Raw genomic sequence first — 21,039 nt, forward strand, 5'->3', positions numbered from 1 at the left:
GACGCATGGCTTCCGCCGGCGCCGTGGAGTTGATGGGTGCCCACGAGATCCGGGTCCGGCGCAGAGGCATCAGCCGGCAGCGTGTTTACCAGCTCTCACCCAGCGCACCGACTTCCCCGCCCTCGTCGCGGCCCTCCAGCGGGCAAGGTGTGGCTGGCCGGTGATGTCGAGGCCTGGATCCGCGACCGGCGCCCGCATCAGGACGCTAGGAACTGCGCCCTGCGGCTCCCCCTGCAGGCGCGCGTTCGGTGACCGAGCCCGTTCTCAGCTCCATCCCGGCTGCCGTGAGGCCCGGACTACTCCAGGACGACGGCGGCCGGGAAGACCGCCGGGTCACAGTGGCGATACGCGGTGGTCAGCGCCTGCGGCGCAAGGCCGAGTGCATCGATGATCGCCCAGTGCTGCTGTTCGGCTCTCCAACGCAAGTCGTTACCTTCGTCGTCCTCGCCGCGCAGGGCAGCACCGACGGCGCCCAGGTCGAGCGGGCCGGCCGCGAACGGGGCGAAGACTGCCGGGTCGTCGCCGATGGGGCCCGTGGGGAACTCGAAGCCGACCGGGTAGACGACGTCACCGATCCTCTGGCGGAACTGGCCGTCGTCGTCCTCGAACGTCTCCACCAGCATCTCCACGTCGGAGACGTACGTGTGGACAGTCTCGCCGTCGTGGATCACGTAACAGTGGATGAGGTGCGAGTCGAAGACGTACATCGCCAATGCCGGACGACCCAGGCGCAGACTCAGGTCCTCGCCGATGGACTGCACTGGTGCGCTGTCCCGGTCACCCTCATCAGGTATCACCGCCACCCGCTCGGCGGCCAATGGCACCACCACCGCGGTGACCCCGGCGTCGCGCAGCGCGTTCACGGTCGCGTCAAGGGCGGCGGCGACCAGTAGCGTCTCGTATGTTGATCCCATCAGCAGCGAACCTTAGCCGGGCATCGCTCTTCAGCTTTTGGCCGGTCGACGGCAGCGGCAGCGCTATGGCTTCGCCGCCAGGGGCACCCGCCCACATCACCGCGGTCGGCCACCACGCCCGCTCACCATTCACCCGCAGCGCGGGAACCTCGCGGGATATGCCCTGCAGGACGTCCACCAGCACACCCGATATCAGCAACCCGCACGGCCTGCCCGTTGACCTCGACAGTCCACCCGAACCGGCCGTCTTCGTCCAGTCCGGCCGGCCTTGATCCAGCAAGAATCAGTAATCATGTACGCATGGCGGATCAGTGCATCAATGAACGGCGGTGGCCGTGGCTGCAGGTCTACGAGTTCCACGCCAGGCCGGTAATCCGGTCGGGCGAGGGCCACCCGGTAGTCCGGCAGAGGTAGCCGGTGGTGTTCGTCGCGATCCATCCCGACCGAGGCCGGGTGGACGCCACGCTTGATGACCTTGGTTGCGGGTGGGCATGGCCGCAGATCCACCGGCGGCGTCCGCGCGTCCCGCTGCGTTGCCAGCAGTGCCAGCACCCGGTGCACGCCAAGCTGTCGGCGGGCGGGTTGAGGTTCTTCGCGCATGATGCCGAGCGTCGGCCGGACTGCCCGGCGGCGCGCGAGACGATGGAGCATCATCTGCTCAAGCTGGAGTTGGCCACCGCGGTGCGCTCAGCGGGATGGCAGGCCGAACTAGAGGCCACCGGGCCGTACGGGGATTGGCGTGCCGATGTCTTGGCGGTGTCACCCGACGGGGCCAGGACAATGGCATGGGAGGCACAACTCAGCTCAATCACCGCCGAGCAGGCCGTCGAGCGCACAGACCGGTTCACCGCCGCCGGCATTCCCGTCTGCTGGGTCACCGTGGGGCAGCACCCGTGGTCTTCGGCGGTGCCGGCCATCGTCGTTCGGCCGCCCATCGACCGTGGTCACGTGTGGCAGGTGACCCAGGGGCTGTTCCGTTTCGACGACACGTGGCTGCTGGCCGAGACCGACCTCGTGTCTTTCGTCAGCTGGGTCCTGACCGGCCGAGTCGTCTACTACGACGATGTGCTGCGCCGTGTGTGGACCGCTCCTCACTATGCGCACCTGGCCGCACAGACCCAGGATGAGCGAGTCAGGCAGTGGCGGATCGAAGCGCGGCGGGCCGCTGAGCATGCGGCCTGGGTCGAAGGAGCGAGGCAACGCGCCGCCGCCGCCCAGCGCGAGGCGGAAGCAGCCGACACATCAGGGTTGCAAGGAAGTCAGGTATCGCACGCTCGAGCCATGCAGATCAGGAACACTCTCGACCGCTGAGGTGTCCCGGAGACGTCATGGCTCTCAGTACAGCGATCTGCCTACGGGTTGTCGGCCGGAGCGGGATGGTGGAGGTCCGGGACGCCCGGCCGGCGGAAGCAATGGATCCCTGAAGGTCACATCCACCCACCGCTGGGCGCCGCCGCGTCAGCGGGCCTGTTTACCCGGGTCGATCGGGCTCACCATGGCGGTGGCATCGCGCCACCGCCAGTACCTCTCCCCCATCCGGTGGCACGTTCTCCGGGTGTGAGACGGCTCTGGCGGCACCTTCTTCCAGCTCAGGCACTGCCGTCGATGACGGCGGCGATCGCTACACGTGTGGTGCAAGGGGTGCTGTGGTGTGGGGGTTCGGATGGCAGGCGAGTCGGCCTGCCGGGCGTCGTAGGACCCGCGTGTTGCGTCGACCTCATGAGCGACCTCGTTCGTAAGACCGCGGTCTTAAGACGTGCCGTTCGGCTCCGCTGATGCCTCTGAGCGGCGGAGAATGATGCGGTGGGGGACGACATCGCGGAGCGATACGCTCGGGTTCTGGGGCACGGCGGGCTGGACCAGGCGGCGTGTTACACCGTGATCCAGCCGGTCACCAAGCCGTTCGGGGTCGAAGAGGTGGCCCGCCGGCTCGGGGCTGACCCGGCGACGCTGCGCCGTGGAGTGCCCGAGGAACGTGACTTCGACTCCGATGAGTGCCATTACGTCATCGGCCAGATCGGCTCCGACGTCGTGATGATCGAGGACAACGGCTTCCAGGGTTCGCGCTCCGAAGTGCTGAGGTGGCTCAGCGAGGGTGCCCGGGTGCACAGTGCGTTCTGGAACGTGAACGAAGTCAACGACCTCACCTACGCAATTTATGGCAGGGTCCAGACACGGTGGAGCGTCGACTTCCCCGACGAATGCGAGGGCAGTGATCCGACGGCGTTCGACGGCGACCTGGACGAGCTGGTCGCCATGGCGGGCACGGATGATGACGGCGGTTACGCGGGGTACTGGCAGGCGGGGATGATGGCCTTCATCGAGCGGCGCACCGGTGTCGTGCTGACCGAAGAGTGGTTCGACAGCCCGCAGTACCTGCTTGTCGCGCCGCCGATACCCAGTGATCCCTCCTCGCCGTCCCGGCTTGTGGACGCGGACACCGACTCCGCTTTGCGGCTGGCGCCCGAGCCGGTACGCCGGGCGGCGTTGGGCTGGCTGTTGGAGGAACTGGCCCGGGCCGCCGAACTCGACAATGAGCCCGCCGTGCGCGACGGCATCGCCGCGCTGCGCGCTGGCCGGTTGCTGGACAGCGAGGCGGAGCATGCGGTCTACGACGTCCGCAACCGGATGTCGGCAGCCGCAGACGGATTCTGGGCGTCGGCCGCCGGGGCCCCGGCGACGGCGCAGCCGGATGCGCGAGTGGTGCGGGAGCAGGCCGGGTGGGCGTTCACCAAATTGTTGTGCCACGCCCACGGCGCCGATGTGCTGGACGGGTTGGACCACGTGTACAACGCCTTCGGTGAACGCTGGGACGCGATCCGCAAGGAACTACGCGGTCGACTCACGAACTCTTAGGCAGCACATCGACCGCACGACTACCCGCTACGACACGTCCTTGGCCGCCGGGGCCGCTCGTGATGGGCCATGACTCGCGGGTATCGCTCTGCAGCGAGCGGCAGACCTCGATTCACCGAGGTCGTTCCACGGGCAGCGAAGGCCGTGGCATGAAAGGGGACCTCGCCGACCTGGTGACTACCTCGGATATCGCCGGATTGTGCGGCGCAAGCAACCCGGCAGCCAGCAACTGGATCGCCCGTAACCCGGACTTCCCGCGCTCCTGGCGGTCGTGGCCCGTGGTAGCACCCCGCGCTACAACCGTCGGCCAGTACTCGACTGGTACGACCGCCGGGACTGACAGCACGACGGCTCGGGAAGCAAAACCAGGACGGCAACGGCGGCCGCAACACTGCGGCACTGGCCAGCGGGAACGTTGAAGACGCCCGCGGAACCAACACTCCGGTTGTACGAAGTGATCTTGCCAGTCACGACCGTGCTGCCGTAGGTGATGGCACCCGTCGTGGTGGGGCACAAGCACCTGGTGGCCACCGCAGCGGTGACCAATGCGCCTGTTCGCCGACGGCCGACGAGCTACACGCCGCGGCCGCCGCCATCGCTCAGGCCCTCACCGTCACTCGGACCAGCCGGCCGGTCCCCCGCCGCTCCGGCAACGGCGTCTCGCTGTAGCTCGACGCCCAGCTGGCCGACGGGCCGGACGTCTCGAAGTAGACCGGCCCCAGTTGATTCGGTCGCGACAGTGAGAGCCAAGGGCCGGATGTTGCTGAATGTCCAGCGTCACTCGAATCGGCCCATGCTGAACACGTAGTGCCCTGCGCTGGTGTACATGCGCACAGGTCCCAAACGGTTCAGTCGCAGCCTGGAACATCCGAGTCGTATCCGTCCGGGGCAGCACTGGTGCTCAGGCTGGACAACCGAAACACGGTGCCGTCCCAGGTCGCCGACCGCACGCCCAGGAGGCTGGGCACACCGGCCGGGTCGTCGCCTTTCAGGACGTACCCCCGGGTCAGGACGGTCTTGCCCTCGAACGTGAGGCACTTCAGGTGGAAGTTGGCGCTCACACCGTCGGTGAGCACGCCAAGCAGGGCCGGGGCGGCCGGGTCAGAGCTGCCGTCGTACACCTGGATCTCGTCCGGGGCGATCTGATTGCTGGTGTAGCAGTCGAGCGTCACGAACGTGTCCGGCACCCCGTCACCGGTGATGTCGTGCTGGACCAGTCGCTGGAGCATCTCGGGCTCGCTGTCGCAGCCGAGGTTCGACCCGGCTGTGGCCAGCCAATCGACGTTGCCCAGCCGGCTCTCCCGCAGCGGCGCCCGCACCTCGATCACGGCCGGGGTGATCGCGTGCCGGAGGAAGTCACGAACCTCGTTGAACACCTTCAGGTTCTTGAGCAGGTCGGCGCCGAGCGCCACGACCTCCTTGCCGAACGGCTGCGCGACCAGCCCGACGCAGTACCGGATCGCCTCGTACCCGTCCTTGACCGACACGTCCATCACCGCGGCTTTTGACTTGACCAGGCACGACCACAGGTCCACCAGCGCCTGCACCTGTTCCGCCTGCTCGCCCATATCCCGCAGCGTCGGGTCGTTCTTGATTTGGTTGACCACCGTTTCCTTACTCGCGCGCATGCTGGCCGCAGGCCCGCCCATGGCCTTGATGGTGGCTCGTTCGGCACTGCTCAGGAGCGCTTTCGCCCGGGGTACGCCGGGGAGGACGATCGACAGCAATGCGGTGCCGACGTCCCAGGCGATCGGTAGCGGCGACGCCGTTACGTTGACCAGGAACGAGTTGTCCGTGGTGATCTCGAGTTCGGCGCTCTTCAGCCCGCCGGCCAGCCGGTGTCCGGCCACCGCTTCCAGCTGCAGCCCGAACAGCAGGAATAGGTCGTCCTGGAGCATCCGTACGTCGTAATCGGTAGGCGTCGCGTCGGTGGCGCCCCGGGCCGGCATCAGTACGATCGGGTAGCCGTTCCGGTTCGTCACCCGCAGCCACTGAGCTCCGTCCTTGGCGGCAACGCAGACGTCGAGCTCCTTGGCGTGCCCCTTACGCACACTCGCGGCCCACCCCTTGGCCAACTGACCCGCGCTGCAGTCGGCCACGTCCTCGGGGCGAATCTTGCCGGTCACATCGTCGCTCATGGTCTTCAGCAGGATGACGGCCTTGTCGGCGAGCTTCTGCTGAAAGGGGACGTTCGGCACGCCGGTCAGGATCTTCGGGACAACTGGCGGCGGGTCGTCCTTCGGCGCGAACTTCACTGCTATCCCGTCCACGACGGCGCGGGGGAGCCGGACGCCCGTCTCGTCGTCGTGGACGGCGCCGTTCATGAGCTCGGCGGCGCGGTCATCATGGCCGCCGAACAGGCCGCAGCCCGAGGTCAGCACCAACACGGCAAGACCAGTGACGGCAGCGCGGCGCAGGGTGGGCAGAGCGGGCATCATAGGCTCCTTGGGGCGGTCCGTCATCGTTACGGCGCGCTCAGCCGACCTGCTGACGAGTTCGGTGGCCACAAGGCAGGCAGCCGCCGTCAGCTCGGGTGGCCACCCACTGCATACAGGCATGGGTGGCCACGTCACGGGCGTGCCGCCCGCGCCGGAGTGGGGCAGCAGAACCTAATGTAACGAGGACAATCGGCGCACATCGGCCATCAGTCCAGCCAGTCGCCCCTGCCAGCTGTATGTGCACGTCGCCCCCCTGCTGCGCGCCCGAATCCGGACCGGCCGGCTATGCCCCGGCCAGCGCCTCCCCTCCGAGGTCATCCTCCAGCAGGAATACGGCATCGGCCACGACCGCCCGACGAGCCATCGCACTCCTCTGAAGCGAAGGACTCGCCGTCGGTGACCCGCAAGGACGGGCCTCTGCTGTTCGACACTCGGCTGCAGGCGAAGTCCGCGTACGGGCGTCGTCGACCCGTCGAGAATCGGGACGAGCCCGTCGCCGGGCAGCCCGTCCCCGGGCGCCTCGGTCGGCACGCCGCCGGACGACACGGCGTGTGCCGCTACCTACCGGGCCATCGGCTCGCGGCAGGGCGGCTTCCAGGGCGAGGTCAAGATCGTCAACACCGGGCGTACGGCCCTCACGTCCTGGAACGTGGCCTGGCAATTCACCGGCGGTCAGCGGATCAGTCAGCTCTGGGGTGCCATCCACGCCCAGGCCGGCGCAGGCGGTGACGATCAGCAACGTGCCCTGGAAAGCCGCGGTCGCCCCCGGCGGTTCGGCATCGTTCGGATTCCTGGGCAGCTGGACCGGCAGCACCCCCGGCGTCGGCCGCGTTCACCGTCAACGGCACCGCCTGCACCGTGCTCTGACCGGAGAACCGGAGCACGCCCCGCCGCCGTGACCACGGGCGCATCCCGCAGGTCACCCCTGGTGGCCCCCGGGATGCGCTGATTTGGCACGATCGCCCTTGTGCACTTCGTAACGGCGACAGCCATCGATCTGACCGGCCACTACCCCGTGATGGTCGAGGTGCACCTGTCGGAGTCGGACGGCAGGTCGGCCGTCATCCTCGGCAACGCGCCGCTGCTCGACATCGGCGACATCCACGGCTCACGGCTGCCCACCCCGCTCGACCTGCGCTGTGAGGTCGTCGGCCGCGACGACGAGCAGACCGTCCTGATCCGGCTGCGCCACGGCGTCACCGACCGGGAGGGGCGTGACACGTTCCGGGTCGCGGCGGAGGCCGTACGGTCGGAGAACGCGGGTGAGGTTCTGGAGCGCCTCCTGCTGGCCCATCACGTGGATCCGGACAGCGTCACCGATGTGGAATCCGCCTGGCTGGCCTTCACCGAGTTCGCCCAGACCCCGATCGACGGGCCGGCCCGGGACGCCGGAGTGGACGGTGTGATCGTCCGGTGGGGGCGGTACTCCTGGACCGACCGGGCGGCCACGCTGAGCTTCACCCGGCAGCTGGCGATGCCCGGCGACGACGGTCCGGTGCGGTGGCGGGCGAGCCTCGTGGTCCAGTTCCGCGGGTTCCCGACTGTGCCCACCGCCGACACCGGCTGGGACTTCTCCCCCATCGGGCCGGCCCGCGCGGCTGCCCTGACCCGGATGCGGGCCGGCGTCGACGATCATCCCGCCCTGTCCGTCCTGTGGCACGCCCGGCCGGCCGGCAGCTCGGTCACGTTCGACCGGACCGGCTGAGGCCGGCGCGTCCCGTGTCCGGCCCGGACCCGGTCAGGCCCGGACGGTTCCGGCTGTCACCAGGGCACCACACCGGCGTCCTCGAAGAAGCCGCCGGTCGGGCCGTCGGCGGGCACGGTGGCGAGCCGGACGGCGATCGCCGCGCCCTGCTCGGCGGTCCGTACGCCGCGGAAACCGTTGAGGTCGGTCGCCGTGAAACCCGGGCAGCCGGCGTTGACGAGAATGCCGCTGTCGCGCAGCGCTTTGGCGTACTGGACGGTGATGGCGTTGAGGAAGGTCTTCGACGGTGCGTACGCCATCGACAGCGGCCCGGTCTCGCCCGCCGGATCGCTCTGCCGGGTGAGGGACCCGACGCTGCTGGACATGTTCACGATCCGTGGTGACGTGGCGCGGCGCAGCAACGGGAGCATGGCGTCGGTGACCCGGATGACGCCGATCACGTTGGTCTCCATCACGGTCCGCACGATCGCGACATCGGTACGGGTCGGCGCCTGCTCCCAGCCGCCGGTGATCGCGGCGTTGTTGACGAGTACGTCGAGGCGTCCGGCACGCTCGCCGATCAACGCGGCGGCGGCGGTCACGCTGGCGTCGTCGGTCACGTCGAGCGGCACGCCGAACGCGTCGGCACCACCCGCCCGCAGTTTCTCCACCGCGGCCTCGCGCCGCTGCTCGTCGCGGGCGCCGATGCCGACGCTCCAGCCGAGCGCGCCCAGCCCCGCCGCGATCTCGTATCCGATTCCCTTGTTCGCGCCGGTGACCAGCGCGATGGTGCGTTCACTCATGCCGTTGATCCTGTTCGGACCGGGCCCATGGCACCAGCACCGTCTGGGTCACCGTCGATACCCGCCGGGTATCGAGCCGGCCGGGCGCTACCGTGGGCGGCATGGAGACGCGGGAACTGCGGTACTTCGTCGCCGTGGCCGAGCAGCTGCACTTCGGCCGGGCCGCCGAGCGTCTGCAGATGGCGCAGCCGCCACTGTCTCGGGCCATCCGGCAACTCGAGCGCCGGCTGGGTGTCACCCTTTTCGAGCGCAGCAGCCGGGCGGTCACGCTGACCGAGGCCGGTGCTGTGCTGCTGCGGGAGGGCCGCGCGGCACTCGACGCGGTGGACGCCGCCGAACGGCGCACCCGCCGCGCCGCTCACGGCCCGGCGGGCCTGGTCCTGGTCACCAAGGCCGGAGCATCGAGCGAGCTGCTGCCGAAGCTGCTCGACGCGTACGCCGCCGAGCCGGGCGCCGTGCCGGTCGACGTCCTGCTGTGCGGCGTCGGCCAGCAGGAGCGCCTGCTGCGTGACGGGCAGGCCGACGTCGCCCTGCTGCACCTGCCCTTCGACTCGGCGGCGGGTCTCGACATCGAGGAGCTCACCACGGAGGGGCAGGTGGCGATCCTGCCGGCCGGGCATCCGTTGGCCGGGCGCCGCACGCTGAGCATGGCGGACGTCGCCGCGATCCCCGGACTGCCGTTACCGCGCTGGCCGGGCCGGGACGGCCGCTATCCGGACGGTCCGGGCCCGGAGGTTCGCGACCACGCCCAGCTGCTCCAGCTGATCGCGCTGAGCCGGGCCGCGGCGGTCCTGCCGGAGTCGTGCCGGTCGCTGCTCGGCGCCGACGTGGCGACCGTGCCGGTGCCCGACGCACCACGGGTGACGACGGTGATCGCCTGGCCACCGCACAGCCGCTCACTTGCCCTGGCCGGCCTCATCCGTACCGCGATCCGCCTCTGACGGGCCATCCGGCCGTGGCCATGCCATGGCTCCGGGCCATCCGGGCAGGCCGCGGGTCACCAGGCCGTGGACCGGCTACGGATCCGGGTCGTCAGGGCAGGCCGCGGGTCACCAGGCCGAGGAGGCGGTCGAGGAGGCCCGGGGAGGCCGGGAGACGTTCGCTGGCCCAGGCCACCGCGTTGACGACGGCCAGCACGTCGTCGATGTCGTCACGGGCACCGGCCCGGGCCAGCAGCGCCGCTCCCACCTGCCGGATCTGGTCATGACAGGCGGACAGGGCCGAACCGGCGGCGTCGAGTGACTCGGTGGCGACCAGGCCGCGCATCGCGGTGGCGTGCACTGCTACGGCGCGCAGCCACTCGCGCAGCGCCCGGCCCGCGTCCTGGTGTCCGAGCAGGTCACGGCCGGTGGTGCAGAGCGCCGCGACATCCTCGGCGATGATCGCGACGAGCAGCGCCTGCGCGGTGGGGAAATGCCGGTACAGGGTACCCGGCCCGACGCCGGCCCGCTGGGCGATCTTGTTGAGCGAGGCGGCGGAGCCGTACGTGGTGAACTCGGCGCGCGCGGCGGCGAGCACCCGGTCACGGTTCTGCTGAGCGTCACTGCGCACGCGACCTCCCGTTGCCGAATCGGAGAACCTCTCCGTATGCTACCGGCATACAACCGGAGACCCTCTCCGGCTGACGGACGGCAGGAGCACGGCATGCGCATCAGCGTCATGATCGGAGAGGTCCGCGGCCCAGCGGATCGCGACGATCTGCTCTCCCAGGCCACCGCCGCCCGCGGCCTGGACGGCATCTGGTCGGCCCAGGCGCTCGGCTGGGACGCCCTGACCACACTGGTCCTGGCCGGTGGGCACGCGCCGGGCGTACCGCTGGGCACCGCCGTCGTCCCGGTCCGGCAGCGACATCCGCTCACCCTTGCCGGCCAAGCTCTCAGTATCCAGGCGGCCACCGGCGGCCGTCTCACCCTCGGCATCGGCGCGGGCATCGGCGCGATGACCGGCGCCATGTTCGGCCTGCCTGCCGACCGCCCGGCCCGCTACCTGCGGGAATACCTTCAGATCCTGCGCCCGCTCCTGCGGGGCGAGCCGGTCGCCCACTCCGGGGAATTCCTGACGGCGATGGGTACGGTCGACGTACCCGCCCCCGCACCGCAGGTCCTGCTGGCCGCTCTCGGCCCGGCGATGCTGCGCCTGGCCGGCGAGGCCGCCGACGGCACCGTCACGTGGATGACCGGCCCGCACACCCTGGAATCACACATCGTCCCGCGGATCACCGCCGCGGCGAGCGCCGCGGGCCGTCCCGCACCGAGGGTCGTCGCCGCGCTGCCCGTCTGCGTGACCGCCGACCCGGACGCCGCCCGGGCGCGCATCGCCGAACGGTTCGCGATGGCCGCCCGGGTGCCCGAGTACCGCGCCGCGCTGGACCGGGAGAACGCCGCCGGCCCGCAGGACGTCGCCGTCGTCGGCGACGAGGAGACGGTCGCCCGGGCTCTGCGCCGCCTGGCCGGCACCGGCGTCACCGAGTTCGTAGCGGCCCCGCTCGGCGATCCCGCCGAACAGCAACGGGCCGTCGAACTGCTGACCGGGCTCGCCGGGGCGGCCGGGGACCGGCGATCTTCGTAGGGTGGGCCGATGCGACTGGTCAAGTTCACCCACGCGTGTGTCCGGCTCGACGACGGCGACCGGCGGCTGCTGATCGATCCGGGCGTCTGGACCGAGCCCGAGGCGTTCGACGGGGTGACCGACATCCTGGTCACCCATGAGCACGACGACCACGTGGACCTCGGCCGGCTGGCCGGGCTGGCGGCCGGGATCCGCGTCTTCGCGCCGGCATCGGTGGCCGCGGAGGCCGCGGAGGCGGCGATCCCGCAGGCGGTGCACGTGGTGGAGGCCGGCGACGAGTTCACCGCCGCCGGGTTCGGGGTGACCGCGGTCGGCGGACAGCACGCCGAGATCTACGACGGCCTGCCCGGCTGCGCCAACCTCGGGTACGTGGTGGAGGGCGTCTACCACCCCGGTGACTCGTACTTCGTACCCGAGGTGCTGGTGACGACGCTGCTCGTGCCGGCCGCCGCCCCGTGGGGAAGACATCGCGACGCCCTCGACATGACCAGGGCGATCGCGCCGCGCCGGGCGTTCCCGATCCACGACCGGATGCTGTCGTCCGACGTCGGGTACGCCAACTTCGACGGCTGGATGGAGTTCAAGGCCGGCACCGGGTACGCCCGCATCCCGCTCGGCGAGTCTGTCGCCCTCTGACGGCCGGACCGCGGTTACCGGTCGGCGGGCCGGCTCGTGAAGACGGCCTGCCAGCGGGTCGGCAGGGTGGTGCCGGCAGCGGCCACCTGACTGATCGAGATCGGCCACAGCCCGCCGGTGGCGAAGGCCTCGACCTCGGCGCGGGTCAGCGGCCACGGCGGGCCCGCACCGTCACTGTCCAGCCGGGTGGTCGCGGCGGCCAGGACGATCAAGATGCCGCCCGGTGCGACGAACGTGCCGATCGTCGCGATGGCGGCCGCCCGGATGTCCACCGGCAGGGCCTGCACGTTGTTGCTCTCCAGGACCAGGTCGTACGCCTGCCGCCACGCCGCCGGCGGATCCAGCAGGTCGGCCACCACGTAGTCGACGGCGGTGCCGGGGTGCCGTTCCCGGGCTAGGGCGATAGCGGTGGCCGAGATGTCGAACGCGGTGACCCGGTAGCCGAGCGCGGCCACGTACTCGGCGTCCCGGCCCGGACCGCAGCCGACGATCAGCGCAATGCGACCCTCGCCGGGCGGCAGGCCGAGAGCACGCAGGTGAGCGCTCGGTTCGGGCACGTCCCAGGGCACCGATGCGGTACCGGCACGCGCCCCCGCGTAGAGGGTCTCGAACCAGCCGGTGGGGTCACCGGCGGCGAGGGCGGCCGCCGCGATCCGGCGCGCGTCATCCGCCGGGGCCGGGGTTGCCGGGGACGGCGAAGCCGGCGACGACGAGGACGGAGTCGGCGGGGAGGTCATCGGGGCATCACCCGGCGCATCTCGCGCAGGGCCTGCCGGCGTACGTCACCGGTCAGCGTGTCGACGTAGAGCCGCCCGTCGAGGTGGTCGGTCTCGTGCTGGAGCGCGCGGGCCAGGAAGCCGGTGCCCTCGATGACGAGCGGTTCGCCGTGCTGGTCGAAGCCGCGGGCCACCACCGAGGCGTAGCGGGTGGTGGCGTAGCCGAGGCCGGGCAGCGACAGGCAGCCCTCCTCGTCGGTCTGTTCGCCCGCGAAGCCGCTGAGTACCGGGTTCACCAGATGACCGACGACACCGCCGACGTTGTACGAGAACACGCGCAGACCGACGCCGATCTGCGGTCCGGCGACCCCGGCACGTCCGGGTTCCCGGACGGTGTCCTCCAGATCGCGGACCACCTCCCGCAGCTGCGCGTCGAAGTCGGTGACCTCGTCGGCGGGCGTGCGCAGGACCGGGTCACCGTAGAGCCGAATGGGCCGAACTGTCATGCCTCAAAGGTTATCCGGTCGTTACGCCGCACCGGACGGCGGTGAGCGGGTCAGGAGGCGAACAGGGCGGGCCGTTCGGTGTTCAGCATCTGCCGCAGCTTGATCAGCGACCGCCGGGTCTGGCTCTTGACCACGGTGATCGGCACGTCCAGTTCCTGGGCGACCTGTTCGACGCTGTGGTCGGCGAAGTACCGGAGCATGACGATCGCCCGGTCCCGGACGGGGAGACTGGCAAGCGCTTCGAACAGGGTGACCCGCAGCTCCGGGCTGACCGAGTAGGCGGGTTCCCGCAGTTCTCCGGGGACGGTCTCGGTGGAGCTGCGCCGCCGCCGATGGTCGAGGTAGACGCGCAGAAGGATCTTCTGGGCGTACGCCACGAGGTTGTCACTGTCCACGGCGCGTTCCCAGCTGAGGAACAGTTTGGCCAGTGTGGCCTGGGTGAGGTCCTGAGCCAGGTGCCAGTCCCGGCAGAGCTGGAAGGCACTGCTGTGCAGCCGGGCGGTGGCAGAGTGAGCGAACCCGTCGAAATCCCGCCACGCCAGTGTGGAAGGTCGACGGGTCCGGACCGGTACGGCCGGTTTGTCGAGAAGTTCAAGCATGTCCGCGATCTCGCCTTTCGTGCGTCCACCGCGCACGCGGATGCCACTGTGGACGTTCCCCCGTGCTGCGCGAGCGTCAAAGTACGCGCTCGCCCGCCGTTCGTGGGGGCGGTCACCGACAGTGGCACGCAATCGGGAGAGACGTCCGCCGGATCGCTGTGGCGGGCTGCGGGACGGTCAGCGCCCCCGCAACGCGGCACGCAGCGGCCCGGCCTTGGCGGCGGCCTCGTCGACCTCGGCGTCGGGGTCGCTGTCGGCCGTGATGCCGCCGCCGGCCCAGGCATGCACGCGGTGGCCGTCGACGGCGACGGTCCGGATGGTGAGACCGAGGTCCAGGTGGCCGGGTCCGATCCAGCCGAGCCCGCCCATGCTGACGCCGCGGCCGACCGGCTCGAGGGCGGCGATCTGGGCGAGGGCGGCCAGTTTCGGGGCGCCGGTGACGCTGCCACCGGGGCAGACAGCGCGCAGCAGGTCCGCCAGACCGACGTCGCCGTCCAGGTCGGCGGAGACCACCGACTCGGCCTGCCAGAGGCCACTCCATTCGCGTACGGCGAAGAGCTCGTCCACCCGCACCGGACCGGTGCCCGGCAGGCGGGCCAGGTCGTTGCGTTCCAGGTCGACGATCATGACGTGCTCGGCGCGTTCCTTGGCCGAGGCGAGCAGTTCGCGCCGCCCCTCGGCGGTGGCCGGCCGGGTGCCCTTGATCGGCCGGGTGACGACCCGCCCGTCACGGACCTCGACGAGGGTCTCGGGTGAGGCGGTGGCGACGGCCCAGCCCTCGCCGGTGAGAACGCCGCCGTAACGGGCACCGGACAGGGCGGCGATCCGCCGCAGAGCCGGGGCCGGGTCGCCGGTGTAGCCGGCCGACGCGTGCCCGACCATATTGACCTGGTACACGTCGCCGCGGCCGATGGCGGCGCGGACCTGTTCGACCGCGTGGGCGTGCTCGGCGCGGGTCCAGCTGTCGCGCCACGGGCCGAGGCTCCACGGCTGCACCGCACCACCGGAAATATCCTTGATGGGCATGACATCGGAGGCATGTCCGTAAAGGACAGCGTATACGTCGGGAATGCCGGGCACCGGAGAGCGCGCTCCAATGACACCGCCTGCCATCACGGAACCGGCATCGGCGGATACGTACAGTGCTGCTCCGCAAATGGTGCCATCGCCGATCGTCTGCTTTTTGTCACCCGTTCGGCCAAGGTTGCGCACCGGTAGTCCGTTGTCGTCCAGGAACCCGGACAGAAGCTCGGCAGGGTCACCGGGATCACCCCGATGCCATCGAAAGACGCTCAACACGAGGTGGCGGGCTTGACAGTCGGCCGGGGCGCCCGGCGGACGACCGATCGGAGGTAGCGGAGAGTGGTCGACGACCGCTCCGGCGTGGAGCATGGGAGCCGCGGATCCGCGGGCCGACGCCGTCACCGGGTTGAACCAGTGTCGTTCGATGTGAGGTAACGTTCGTCACCGCAAATGTGAACCTTCACACAGCCCCCAACCGGAGTACACCTGATGTGCCAGCACCTGATCACCTGCCCACCAGCCGACGCGACCGACCGTGAGGCTGCCCGCATCATCGCCACCTTCCAGGAGCAGGGCTGGAGCCTGCTCTGCAACGGTGTCATCGTCTTCGAGGACACCGGTGAGCTGCTCCCCGACGGCACCACAATCGAGCCGCACCGCGGCCCGGCCGTGCACGCCCTCGCTGCCTGAGCCAACACAGAACACGCGACGCAGCGTAATCAATCGAGGACCGGGAAAGCGGCGCAGGCCGCGATCAGAGACGACCGCGACCTGCGCGAGGAACCCCGAACGACTCAGTCCTCGAACGCCTCCGGCGACGGGCAGGAACACACCAGGTTCCGGTCCCCGAAGGCCCCGTCGATGCGGCGCACCGGCGGCCAGTACTTCGCCGTCCGGTCCACGCCCTCCGGGAATCCGGCAACCGAGCGTGAGTACGGGTGGTTCCACTCGTCCGCCGTCACCGCCGACGCCGTGTGCGGCGCGTTCGCGAGCGGGTTGTCCCCGGCCGGCCACTCCCCTGCCGCCACCTTGTCGATCTCGCCCTTGATGGCGATCATCGCGGCGATGAAACGGTCCAGCTCGGCCAGGTCCTCGCTCTCGGTCGGCTCCACCATGAGGGTGCCCGCGACCGGGAACGACATGGTCGGCGCGTGGAAGCCGTAGTCGATCAGCCGCTTCGCGACGTCGTCGACGCTCACGCCGGTGGCCTTGGTGATCGGCCGCAGGTCGAGGATGCACTCGTGGGCGACCAGGCCGTGCTCGCCCGCGTACAGCACCGGGTAGTGCTCGCGCAGCCGCGCAGCCACGTAGTTGGCCGTCAGCACCGCCGAGGCGGTCGCCGCCGCGAGACCGTCCGGGCCCATCATCCGGATGTACGCCCACGAGATCGGCAGGATGCCGGCCGACCCGTGCGCCGCCGCCGACACCGCGTGGTGGTCGCCCGGCTCCAGGGGGTTGCCGGGCAGGAACTCGGCCAGGTGCGCACCGACCGCGACCGGGCCCACACCGGGGCCACCACCGCCGTGCGGGATGCAGAACGTCTTGTGCAGGTTGAGGTGGGACACGTCCGCACCGAACTTGCCCGGCCGCGCGAAACCGACGAGCGCGTTCAGGTTCGCGCCGTCGACGTACACCTGGCCGCCGGCCTCGTGCACCCGGGCGCACAGGTCGGCGATCGCGGTCTCGTAGACGCCGTGCGTCGACGGGTAGGTCACCATGATCGCCGCCAGGGCGTCGCGGTGCTTCTCGACCTTCGCGTCCAGGTCGGCCATGTCGACGTTGCCGTCGGCGTCACAGGCCACCACCACGACCCGCATGCCGGCCATCACGGCGCTCGCCGCGTTGGTGCCGTGCGCGCTGGACGGGATCAGGCAGACATCGCGGTGGGCCTCACCGCGCGAGCGGTGGTAGCCGCGGATCGCCAGCAGGCCCGCCAGCTCACCCTGGGAGCCCGCGTTCGGCTGGACACTGACCGCGTCGTACCCGGTGATCTCGGCCAGCCACGCCTCCAGCTGGGCGACCAGGTCCTCGTACCCCCGGGTCTGCGACGCCGGGGCGAACGGGTGGATGTTCGCGAACTCCGGCCAGGTGACCGGTTCCATCTCGGTGGTGGCGTTCAGCTTCATCGTGCACGAGCCCAGCGGAATCATGCCGCGGTCCAGCGCGTAGTCGCGGTCCGACAGCTTGCGCAGGTAACGCAGCATGCTGGTCTCGGAGTGGTGGGTGTTGAACACCGGGTGCGTCAGGTAGTCCGAGGTCCGCTCGAGCCCGTCCGGGATCACCCGCGGGCCGGCCGTCTGCTCCGGCGCACCGAAGGCCCGCAGCACCGTCGCCACGTGCGCGTCGGTGGTGGTCTCGTCGGTCGACACCGAGACGTGGCCGGCGTCGACCAGGCGCAGGTCCACGCCGGCGGCGGCGGCCGCGTCGACGATCTCGGCGGCCCGGCCCGGGACGCGGGCGGTCACGGTGTCGAAGAACGCGTCCGCGGTGAGCTCCACCCCGGCCGCGGTGAGTCCGGCGGCGATGGCACGGGCCCTGTGGTGGGTCCGCACGGCGATGTCGCGCAGGCCGGCCGGGCCGTGGTAGACCGCGTACATGCTGGCCATCACGGCCAGCAGCACCTGCGCGGTGCAGATGTTGCTGGTCGCCTTCTCCCGGCGGATGTGCTGCTCCCGGGTCTGCAGGGCGAGCCGGTAGGCCTGGTCGCCGTCGGCGTCCTTGGACACGCCCACCAGGCGCCCGGGCAGCGAGCGCTCCAGACCGGCGCGGACCGCGAGGTAGCCGGCGTGCGGGCCGCCGAAGCCGAGCGGCACCCCGAAACGCTGGGTGGTGCCGGCCGCGATGTCGGCGCCGATCTCGCCCGGGGCGCGCAGCAGGGTCAGCGCGAGCAGGTCGGCGGCGACCGTGACCAGGGCACCCTTGCCGTGTGCGGCCTCGACCAGGGCAGCGTGGTCGCGGATCGCCCCGGACGCGCCCGGGTACTGCAGGTGCAGGCCGAAGTACTCCTCGGGCAGTTCGCCGCCGTCGAGGTCGACGACGCGGACGTCGATGCCGAGCGGTTCGGCACGGGTCCGCAGCACGGCGAGGGTCTGCGGGAACGTGTCGGCGTCGACCGCGTACACGTTGCTCTTGACCTTGGAGGAGCGGCGGGCCAGCGTCATCGCCTCGGCGACCGCCGTGGCCTCGTCGAGCATCGACGCGTTCGCCGTGGTCAGGCCGGTCAGGTCGGTGACCATGGTCTGGAAGTTGAGCAGCGCCTCGAGGCGCCCCTGGCTGATCTCCGGCTGGTACGGCGTGTAGGCCGTGTACCACGCCGGGTTCTCCAGCACGTTCCGCTTGATCACCGCGGGCGTGTGGGTGCCGTAGTAGCCGAGCCCGATCATCGGGGTGGCGAGCACGTTACGGCCGGCGATCGCGCGCAGCTCGGCGATCGTCTCCTCCTCGGAGATACCGGCCGGCAGATCGAGGGTCCCGCGCCAGCGGATCGACGACGGGATCGCGGCGTCCATCAGCTCGTCGACCGAGTGGTACCCGATGGCCTTGAGCATGTGCGACTGCTCGCCGGAATCCGGGCCGATGTGGCGGGAGACGAACGGCGACGACGTCATGGGCAACTCCAAGGCGTGAGAAGGTCGAGAAGCAACCTCCCCCTCTGTCATACCCAGCCGGGCACTTCAGAGTCGCCTGCCTGTGCGGTCCTTTTGCCTGAGAGGTTCCGGGGAGGATTTGCCCCTTCGGCGCCGTGGTGGTCTCTCCCGCACAGGAGTTGCCGGCCCCGCTAACCTACCAGCGCACACCCTTGATCCAGCGAGTCCTAGGGTGTGCGATGTGACGTACTTCCCTGCCGCCGACCGCTACGCCTCGATGATCTACCGGCGTGCCGGTCGCAGTGGCCTCAAGCTTCCCGCCATCAGCCTCGGCCTGTGGCACAACTTCGGTGACGCCCGCCCCGCCGACCGTCAGCGCGCCATCGTCCGCCGCGCCTTCGACCTCGGGGTGACCCACTTCGACCTGGCGAACAACTACGGTCCGCCGCCGGGCAGCGCCGAGACCAACTTCGGCACCATCCTGGCCGCCGACTTCCGGCAGCACCGCGACGAGATGATCATCTCGACGAAAGCCGGCTACACCATGTGGGACGGCCCGTACGGCGACTGGGGCTCCCGCAAGTACCTGGTGTCGTCGCTGGACCAGTCGCTGAAGCGGATGGGCCTGGACTACGTCGACGTCTTCTACCACCACCGGCCCGACCCGGAAACCCCGCTCGAGGAGACGATGACCGCGCTCGACGCGATCGTGCGCTCCGGCAAGGCCCTCTATGTCGGTATCAGCAACTACCGCAGCGAGGAGGCCGCCCGTGCGGCCGGCATCCTGCGCGACCTCGGCACGCCGCTGCTGATCCACCAGCCGTCGTACTCGATCCTGAACCGGTGGATCGAGCACGACCGGCTGCTGGACACCCTGGAGGCGGCCGGAGCCGGGTGCATCGCGTTCAGCCCGCTGCAGCAGGGCCTGCTCACCGACCGCTACCTCGGTGGCATCCCGGACGACTCCCGGATCCGCACCAGCGTGTTCCTCAACGAGAGCGCCCTGGACAACAAGACCCTGGGCCGGTTGCATGCGCTCAACGACATCGCCAAGCGGCGGGGGCAGTCGCTGGCCCAGATGGCCCTGGCCTGGGCACTGCGCGACGAGCGGATGACCAGCCTGATCATCGGCGCCTCAAGCGTCGAGCAGCTGGAGAACAACGTCGCCGCACTCGCCAATCCGGCACTGGACCGCAGCGAACTCGACGAAATCGACGCGACGGTGCTGGACCTGTAGCCGTAGCCTCAGGCGTCATGATCGAGTACGTCGAACGGCACACGGCCCTCGCGGTCGTGGTCGGTTCCCGCGCCTACGGCCTGGCCGGGCCGGGCTCCGACCACGACCGCCGGGGCGTGTTCGTGGCGCCGACCCGCGACTTCTGGAGTCTCGACAAGCCGCCCACCCACCTCGACGGGCCGGCCGAGGAACAGTTCTCCTGGGAGATCGAACGGTTCTGCACGCTCGCCCTGCAGGCCAACCCGACGGTCCTCGAGGTGCTGTGGTCGCCGATCGTCGAGTCGATCACACCGGACGGTTCGTCCCTGGTCGCGGTGCGGCGCGCGTTCCTGTCGCAGCGGGTCGCCGAGACCTACGGCAACTATGCCCGTGACCAGCTCACCAGGGTCGCGTCCCGGCGGGAGCGGACCGGCGAGGTCAACTTCAAGCAGGCGATGCACATGATCCGGCTGCTGATGGCCGGCGCGCACGTGCTGCGTACCGGCGAGGTGCTTGTCGACGTGTCGCACCTGCGTGACGAGCTGCTCGCCGTCAAGCGCGGCGAGACGCCCTGGGACGAGGTGTCCGCGTGGGCCGCCCGGCTCCAGGACGAACTCGCCGGGGCGGCCGCCTCGACCGCACTGCCCCCGCGCCCGGACCGGACCGCCGTGGACCGGGTGCTCGTAGCCGTACGGGAAAGGAATCTCGAGTGACCCTCGACGTGCCGGAGTGGGCCGCGGACGCCGCGACCGCACTGCCGTATCCCCTGATCTTCGCCACCGTGAGCGGCGCGCACCTGTACGGCTTCGCCTCCGTCGACTCGGACCTGGACCTGCGCGCCGCGCACATCCTGCCCGCGCACGAGGTGGTCGGCCTGCGCACCGGCCCGGAGACCATCGAGCGGTCCGGCGACCGCGACGGCGTCGAGCTGGACATCGTGAGCCACGACCTGCGCAAGTTCGCGAAGCTCTTCAACAGCCGCAACGGTTATGTCCTGGAGCAGCTGCTGTCACCGCTGGTGGTGGCGACGTCGCCGCTGCACGAGCGGCTCAAGGCGCTGGCCCCGCGAATGATCACTAGCGGTCACGCCCATCACTACCTCGGGTTCTCGCACGGCCAGGAGCGCCTCTACCAGAGCACCGGACGGATCAAGCCGGCTCTGTACACGCTGCGGGTGCTGCTCACCGGCATCCACCTGATGCGCACCGGTGCGCTGGAGTGCGACCTGAACGTTCTCGGCGAGCGGATCGCCTACGTGCCGGAGCTGATCGCCGCGAAACGCGAGGCCGAGAAGGGCCCGATGCCGGCGCGGGCGGCCGCCTGTCTGGCAGCCGACATCCCGGCGCTGCGCGCCGAACTCGAAGAGGCGAGGGACAACAGCCACCTTCCGGGGTACGCGGACGCGAGCGCCGTGGACGAGCTGCACGACCTGATCGTCCGCACCCGGCTCGGTCTCTCCCCGACGTGATGTCGCCGATCGCCCACAGCTCCCG

The 21,039-nt window shown here is 70.4% G+C and carries 21 protein-coding genes, 1 pseudogene and 1 riboswitch; of the genes and pseudogenes, 13 read left to right on the forward strand and 9 right to left on the reverse strand.

Annotated features, from left to right (window positions below):
- Positions 1-296 precede the first annotated feature (296 nt).
- Complete coding sequence (locus tag AB0G04_RS11415) at positions 297-914, reverse strand: hypothetical protein (protein ID WP_360980399.1); 618 nt, start codon at positions 912-914, stop codon at positions 297-299.
- 420 nt (positions 915-1,334) lie between these two features.
- Between AB0G04_RS11415 and AB0G04_RS11420 the strand changes: the two genes are divergently transcribed.
- Complete coding sequence (locus AB0G04_RS11420; RefSeq protein ID WP_360980402.1) at positions 1,335-2,225, forward strand: competence protein CoiA family protein; 891 nt, start codon at positions 1,335-1,337, stop codon at positions 2,223-2,225.
- Between the two features lie 492 nt (positions 2,226-2,717).
- Entirely contained in the window at positions 2,718-3,770 is a 1,053-nt protein-coding gene (locus AB0G04_RS11425) for a DUF6461 domain-containing protein (RefSeq protein ID WP_360980405.1), read from the forward strand.
- Between the two features lie 848 nt (positions 3,771-4,618).
- On the opposite strand, the gene AB0G04_RS11430 is transcribed toward AB0G04_RS11425, so the two are convergent.
- Positions 4,619-6,205 (reverse strand): hypothetical protein, encoded by a 1,587-nt coding sequence (locus tag AB0G04_RS11430; protein ID WP_360980408.1) that lies wholly within the window; start codon positions 6,203-6,205, stop codon positions 4,619-4,621.
- Between the two features lie 241 nt (positions 6,206-6,446).
- On the opposite strand from AB0G04_RS11430, the gene AB0G04_RS11435 reads away from it, so the two are divergent.
- The 4 genes and pseudogenes from AB0G04_RS11435 to AB0G04_RS11450 all read left to right on the forward strand — a co-directional run bounded on the left by AB0G04_RS11435 (position 6,447) and on the right by AB0G04_RS11450 (position 7,913).
- A complete protein-coding gene (locus tag AB0G04_RS11435; RefSeq protein WP_360980411.1) occupies positions 6,447-6,608 on the forward strand; it encodes a GntR family transcriptional regulator in 162 nt (53 codons plus the stop codon).
- A gap of 210 nt (positions 6,609-6,818) precedes the next feature.
- Positions 6,819-6,863: pseudogene (locus tag AB0G04_RS11440) on the forward strand (hypothetical protein); the annotation flags it as partial.
- Positions 6,864-6,948: 85 nt separating this feature from the next.
- Complete coding sequence (locus tag AB0G04_RS11445; protein ID WP_360980414.1) at positions 6,949-7,107, forward strand: hypothetical protein; 159 nt, start codon at positions 6,949-6,951, stop codon at positions 7,105-7,107.
- Positions 7,108-7,175: 68 nt separating this feature from the next.
- The gene (locus AB0G04_RS11450) at positions 7,176-7,913 is read left to right on the forward strand and encodes a hypothetical protein (RefSeq protein WP_360980417.1); all 738 of its coding nucleotides are present in this window, start codon (positions 7,176-7,178) and stop codon (positions 7,911-7,913) included.
- Positions 7,914-7,969: 56 nt separating this feature from the next.
- On the opposite strand, the gene AB0G04_RS11455 is transcribed toward AB0G04_RS11450, so the two are convergent.
- Entirely contained in the window at positions 7,970-8,695 is a 726-nt protein-coding gene (locus AB0G04_RS11455; RefSeq protein ID WP_360980420.1) for an SDR family oxidoreductase, read from the reverse strand.
- Between the two features lie 101 nt (positions 8,696-8,796).
- On the opposite strand from AB0G04_RS11455, the gene AB0G04_RS11460 reads away from it, so the two are divergent.
- Entirely contained in the window at positions 8,797-9,636 is an 840-nt protein-coding gene (locus tag AB0G04_RS11460) for a LysR family transcriptional regulator (protein WP_360980423.1), read from the forward strand.
- A 91-nt stretch (positions 9,637-9,727) separates the two neighbouring features.
- Here AB0G04_RS11460 and AB0G04_RS11465 read toward each other — a convergent pair whose 3' ends face one another.
- Positions 9,728-10,246, reverse strand: coding sequence for a helix-turn-helix domain-containing protein (locus AB0G04_RS11465; protein ID WP_360980426.1), 519 nt, complete (start codon positions 10,244-10,246; stop codon positions 9,728-9,730).
- 93 nt (positions 10,247-10,339) lie between these two features.
- On the opposite strand from AB0G04_RS11465, the gene AB0G04_RS11470 reads away from it, so the two are divergent.
- Both AB0G04_RS11470 and AB0G04_RS11475 read left to right on the forward strand, forming a co-directional pair.
- Positions 10,340-11,263 (forward strand): TIGR03564 family F420-dependent LLM class oxidoreductase, encoded by a 924-nt coding sequence (locus AB0G04_RS11470; RefSeq protein WP_360980429.1) that lies wholly within the window; start codon positions 10,340-10,342, stop codon positions 11,261-11,263.
- A gap of 9 nt (positions 11,264-11,272) precedes the next feature.
- On the forward strand, positions 11,273-11,899 hold the full coding sequence (locus tag AB0G04_RS11475; protein WP_360980432.1) for an MBL fold metallo-hydrolase: 627 nt from the start codon (positions 11,273-11,275) through the stop codon (positions 11,897-11,899).
- A 14-nt stretch (positions 11,900-11,913) separates the two neighbouring features.
- Here the strand turns inward: AB0G04_RS11475 and AB0G04_RS11480 are convergent, their stop codons facing one another.
- The 4 genes from AB0G04_RS11480 to AB0G04_RS11495 form a co-directional block, all read right to left on the reverse strand.
- Positions 11,914-12,636, reverse strand: a complete 723-nt coding sequence (locus AB0G04_RS11480) for a class I SAM-dependent methyltransferase (protein ID WP_360980435.1) — start codon at positions 12,634-12,636, stop codon at positions 11,914-11,916.
- Positions 12,633-13,121 carry a peptide deformylase gene (locus AB0G04_RS11485; RefSeq protein ID WP_360980438.1) on the reverse strand — a complete coding sequence of 163 codons (489 nt, stop codon included), beginning with the start codon at positions 13,119-13,121 and terminating at the stop codon, positions 12,633-12,635. The genes AB0G04_RS11480 and AB0G04_RS11485 overlap by 4 nt, the downstream gene beginning before the upstream one ends.
- A 50-nt stretch (positions 13,122-13,171) precedes the next feature.
- On the reverse strand, positions 13,172-13,720 hold the full coding sequence (locus AB0G04_RS11490) for a sigma-70 family RNA polymerase sigma factor (protein WP_360980441.1): 549 nt from the start codon (positions 13,718-13,720) through the stop codon (positions 13,172-13,174).
- Between the two features lie 177 nt (positions 13,721-13,897).
- Entirely contained in the window at positions 13,898-15,112 is a 1,215-nt protein-coding gene (locus AB0G04_RS11495; RefSeq protein WP_360980445.1) for a chorismate-binding protein, read from the reverse strand.
- A gap of 120 nt (positions 15,113-15,232) precedes the next feature.
- Between AB0G04_RS11495 and AB0G04_RS11500 the strand changes: the two genes are divergently transcribed.
- Positions 15,233-15,433, forward strand: coding sequence for a DUF5999 family protein (locus tag AB0G04_RS11500; RefSeq protein ID WP_093621362.1), 201 nt, complete (start codon positions 15,233-15,235; stop codon positions 15,431-15,433).
- 104 nt (positions 15,434-15,537) lie between these two features.
- Here the strand turns inward: AB0G04_RS11500 and gcvP are convergent, their stop codons facing one another.
- Positions 15,538-18,351, reverse strand: coding sequence for an aminomethyl-transferring glycine dehydrogenase (gene gcvP, locus AB0G04_RS11505; protein ID WP_360980449.1), 2,814 nt, complete (start codon positions 18,349-18,351; stop codon positions 15,538-15,540).
- A gap of 75 nt (positions 18,352-18,426) precedes the next feature.
- Positions 18,427-18,511, reverse strand: a riboswitch (glycine riboswitch).
- A gap of 60 nt (positions 18,512-18,571) precedes the next feature.
- On the opposite strand from gcvP, the gene mgrA reads away from it, so the two are divergent.
- The 3 genes from mgrA to AB0G04_RS11520 are packed head-to-tail and all read left to right on the forward strand — an operon-like array spanning position 18,572 to position 21,014.
- Positions 18,572-19,567, forward strand: a complete 996-nt coding sequence (gene mgrA / locus AB0G04_RS11510) for an L-glyceraldehyde 3-phosphate reductase (RefSeq protein WP_360980452.1) — start codon at positions 18,572-18,574, stop codon at positions 19,565-19,567.
- A 17-nt stretch (positions 19,568-19,584) separates the two neighbouring features.
- Entirely contained in the window at positions 19,585-20,259 is a 675-nt protein-coding gene (locus AB0G04_RS11515) for a nucleotidyltransferase domain-containing protein (protein ID WP_360980455.1), read from the forward strand.
- Positions 20,256-21,014, forward strand: a complete 759-nt coding sequence (locus AB0G04_RS11520) for a nucleotidyltransferase domain-containing protein (protein WP_360980458.1) — start codon at positions 20,256-20,258, stop codon at positions 21,012-21,014. Before AB0G04_RS11515 ends, AB0G04_RS11520 begins: the two co-directional genes overlap by 4 nt.
- Positions 21,015-21,039: the final 25 nt, after the last annotated feature.

The sequence above is a fragment of the Actinoplanes sp. NPDC023801 genome (assembly GCF_040639655.1).
Classification (GTDB): domain Bacteria; phylum Actinomycetota; class Actinomycetes; order Mycobacteriales; family Micromonosporaceae; genus Actinoplanes.

Bases quoted from the DNA above. Each gene is read 5' to 3' on its own strand.
- AB0G04_RS11515 (WP_360980455.1), top strand. From the start codon at position 19,585: ATGATCGAGTACGTCGAACGGCACACGGCCCTCGCGGTCGTGGTCGGT.
- AB0G04_RS11490 (WP_360980441.1), bottom strand. From the start codon at position 13,720: ATGCTTGAACTTCTCGACAAACCGGCCGTACCGGTCCGGACCCGTCGA.
- AB0G04_RS11460 (WP_360980423.1), top strand. From the start codon at position 8,797: ATGGAGACGCGGGAACTGCGGTACTTCGTCGCCGTGGCCGAGCAGCTG.
- AB0G04_RS11500 (WP_093621362.1), top strand. From the start codon at position 15,233: ATGTGCCAGCACCTGATCACCTGCCCACCAGCCGACGCGACCGACCGT.
- AB0G04_RS11475 (WP_360980432.1), top strand. From the start codon at position 11,273: ATGCGACTGGTCAAGTTCACCCACGCGTGTGTCCGGCTCGACGACGGC.
- AB0G04_RS11455 (WP_360980420.1), bottom strand. From the start codon at position 8,695: ATGAGTGAACGCACCATCGCGCTGGTCACCGGCGCGAACAAGGGAATC.
- AB0G04_RS11430 (WP_360980408.1), bottom strand. From the start codon at position 6,205: ATGCCCGCTCTGCCCACCCTGCGCCGCGCTGCCGTCACTGGTCTTGCC.
- AB0G04_RS11415 (WP_360980399.1), bottom strand. From the start codon at position 914: ATGGGATCAACATACGAGACGCTACTGGTCGCCGCCGCCCTTGACGCG.
- AB0G04_RS11480 (WP_360980435.1), bottom strand. From the start codon at position 12,636: ATGACCTCCCCGCCGACTCCGTCCTCGTCGTCGCCGGCTTCGCCGTCC.
- AB0G04_RS11485 (WP_360980438.1), bottom strand. From the start codon at position 13,121: ATGACAGTTCGGCCCATTCGGCTCTACGGTGACCCGGTCCTGCGCACG.
- gcvP (WP_360980449.1), bottom strand. From the start codon at position 18,351: ATGACGTCGTCGCCGTTCGTCTCCCGCCACATCGGCCCGGATTCCGGC.
- AB0G04_RS11495 (WP_360980445.1), bottom strand. From the start codon at position 15,112: ATGCTCCACGCCGGAGCGGTCGTCGACCACTCTCCGCTACCTCCGATC.
- AB0G04_RS11470 (WP_360980429.1), top strand. From the start codon at position 10,340: ATGCGCATCAGCGTCATGATCGGAGAGGTCCGCGGCCCAGCGGATCGC.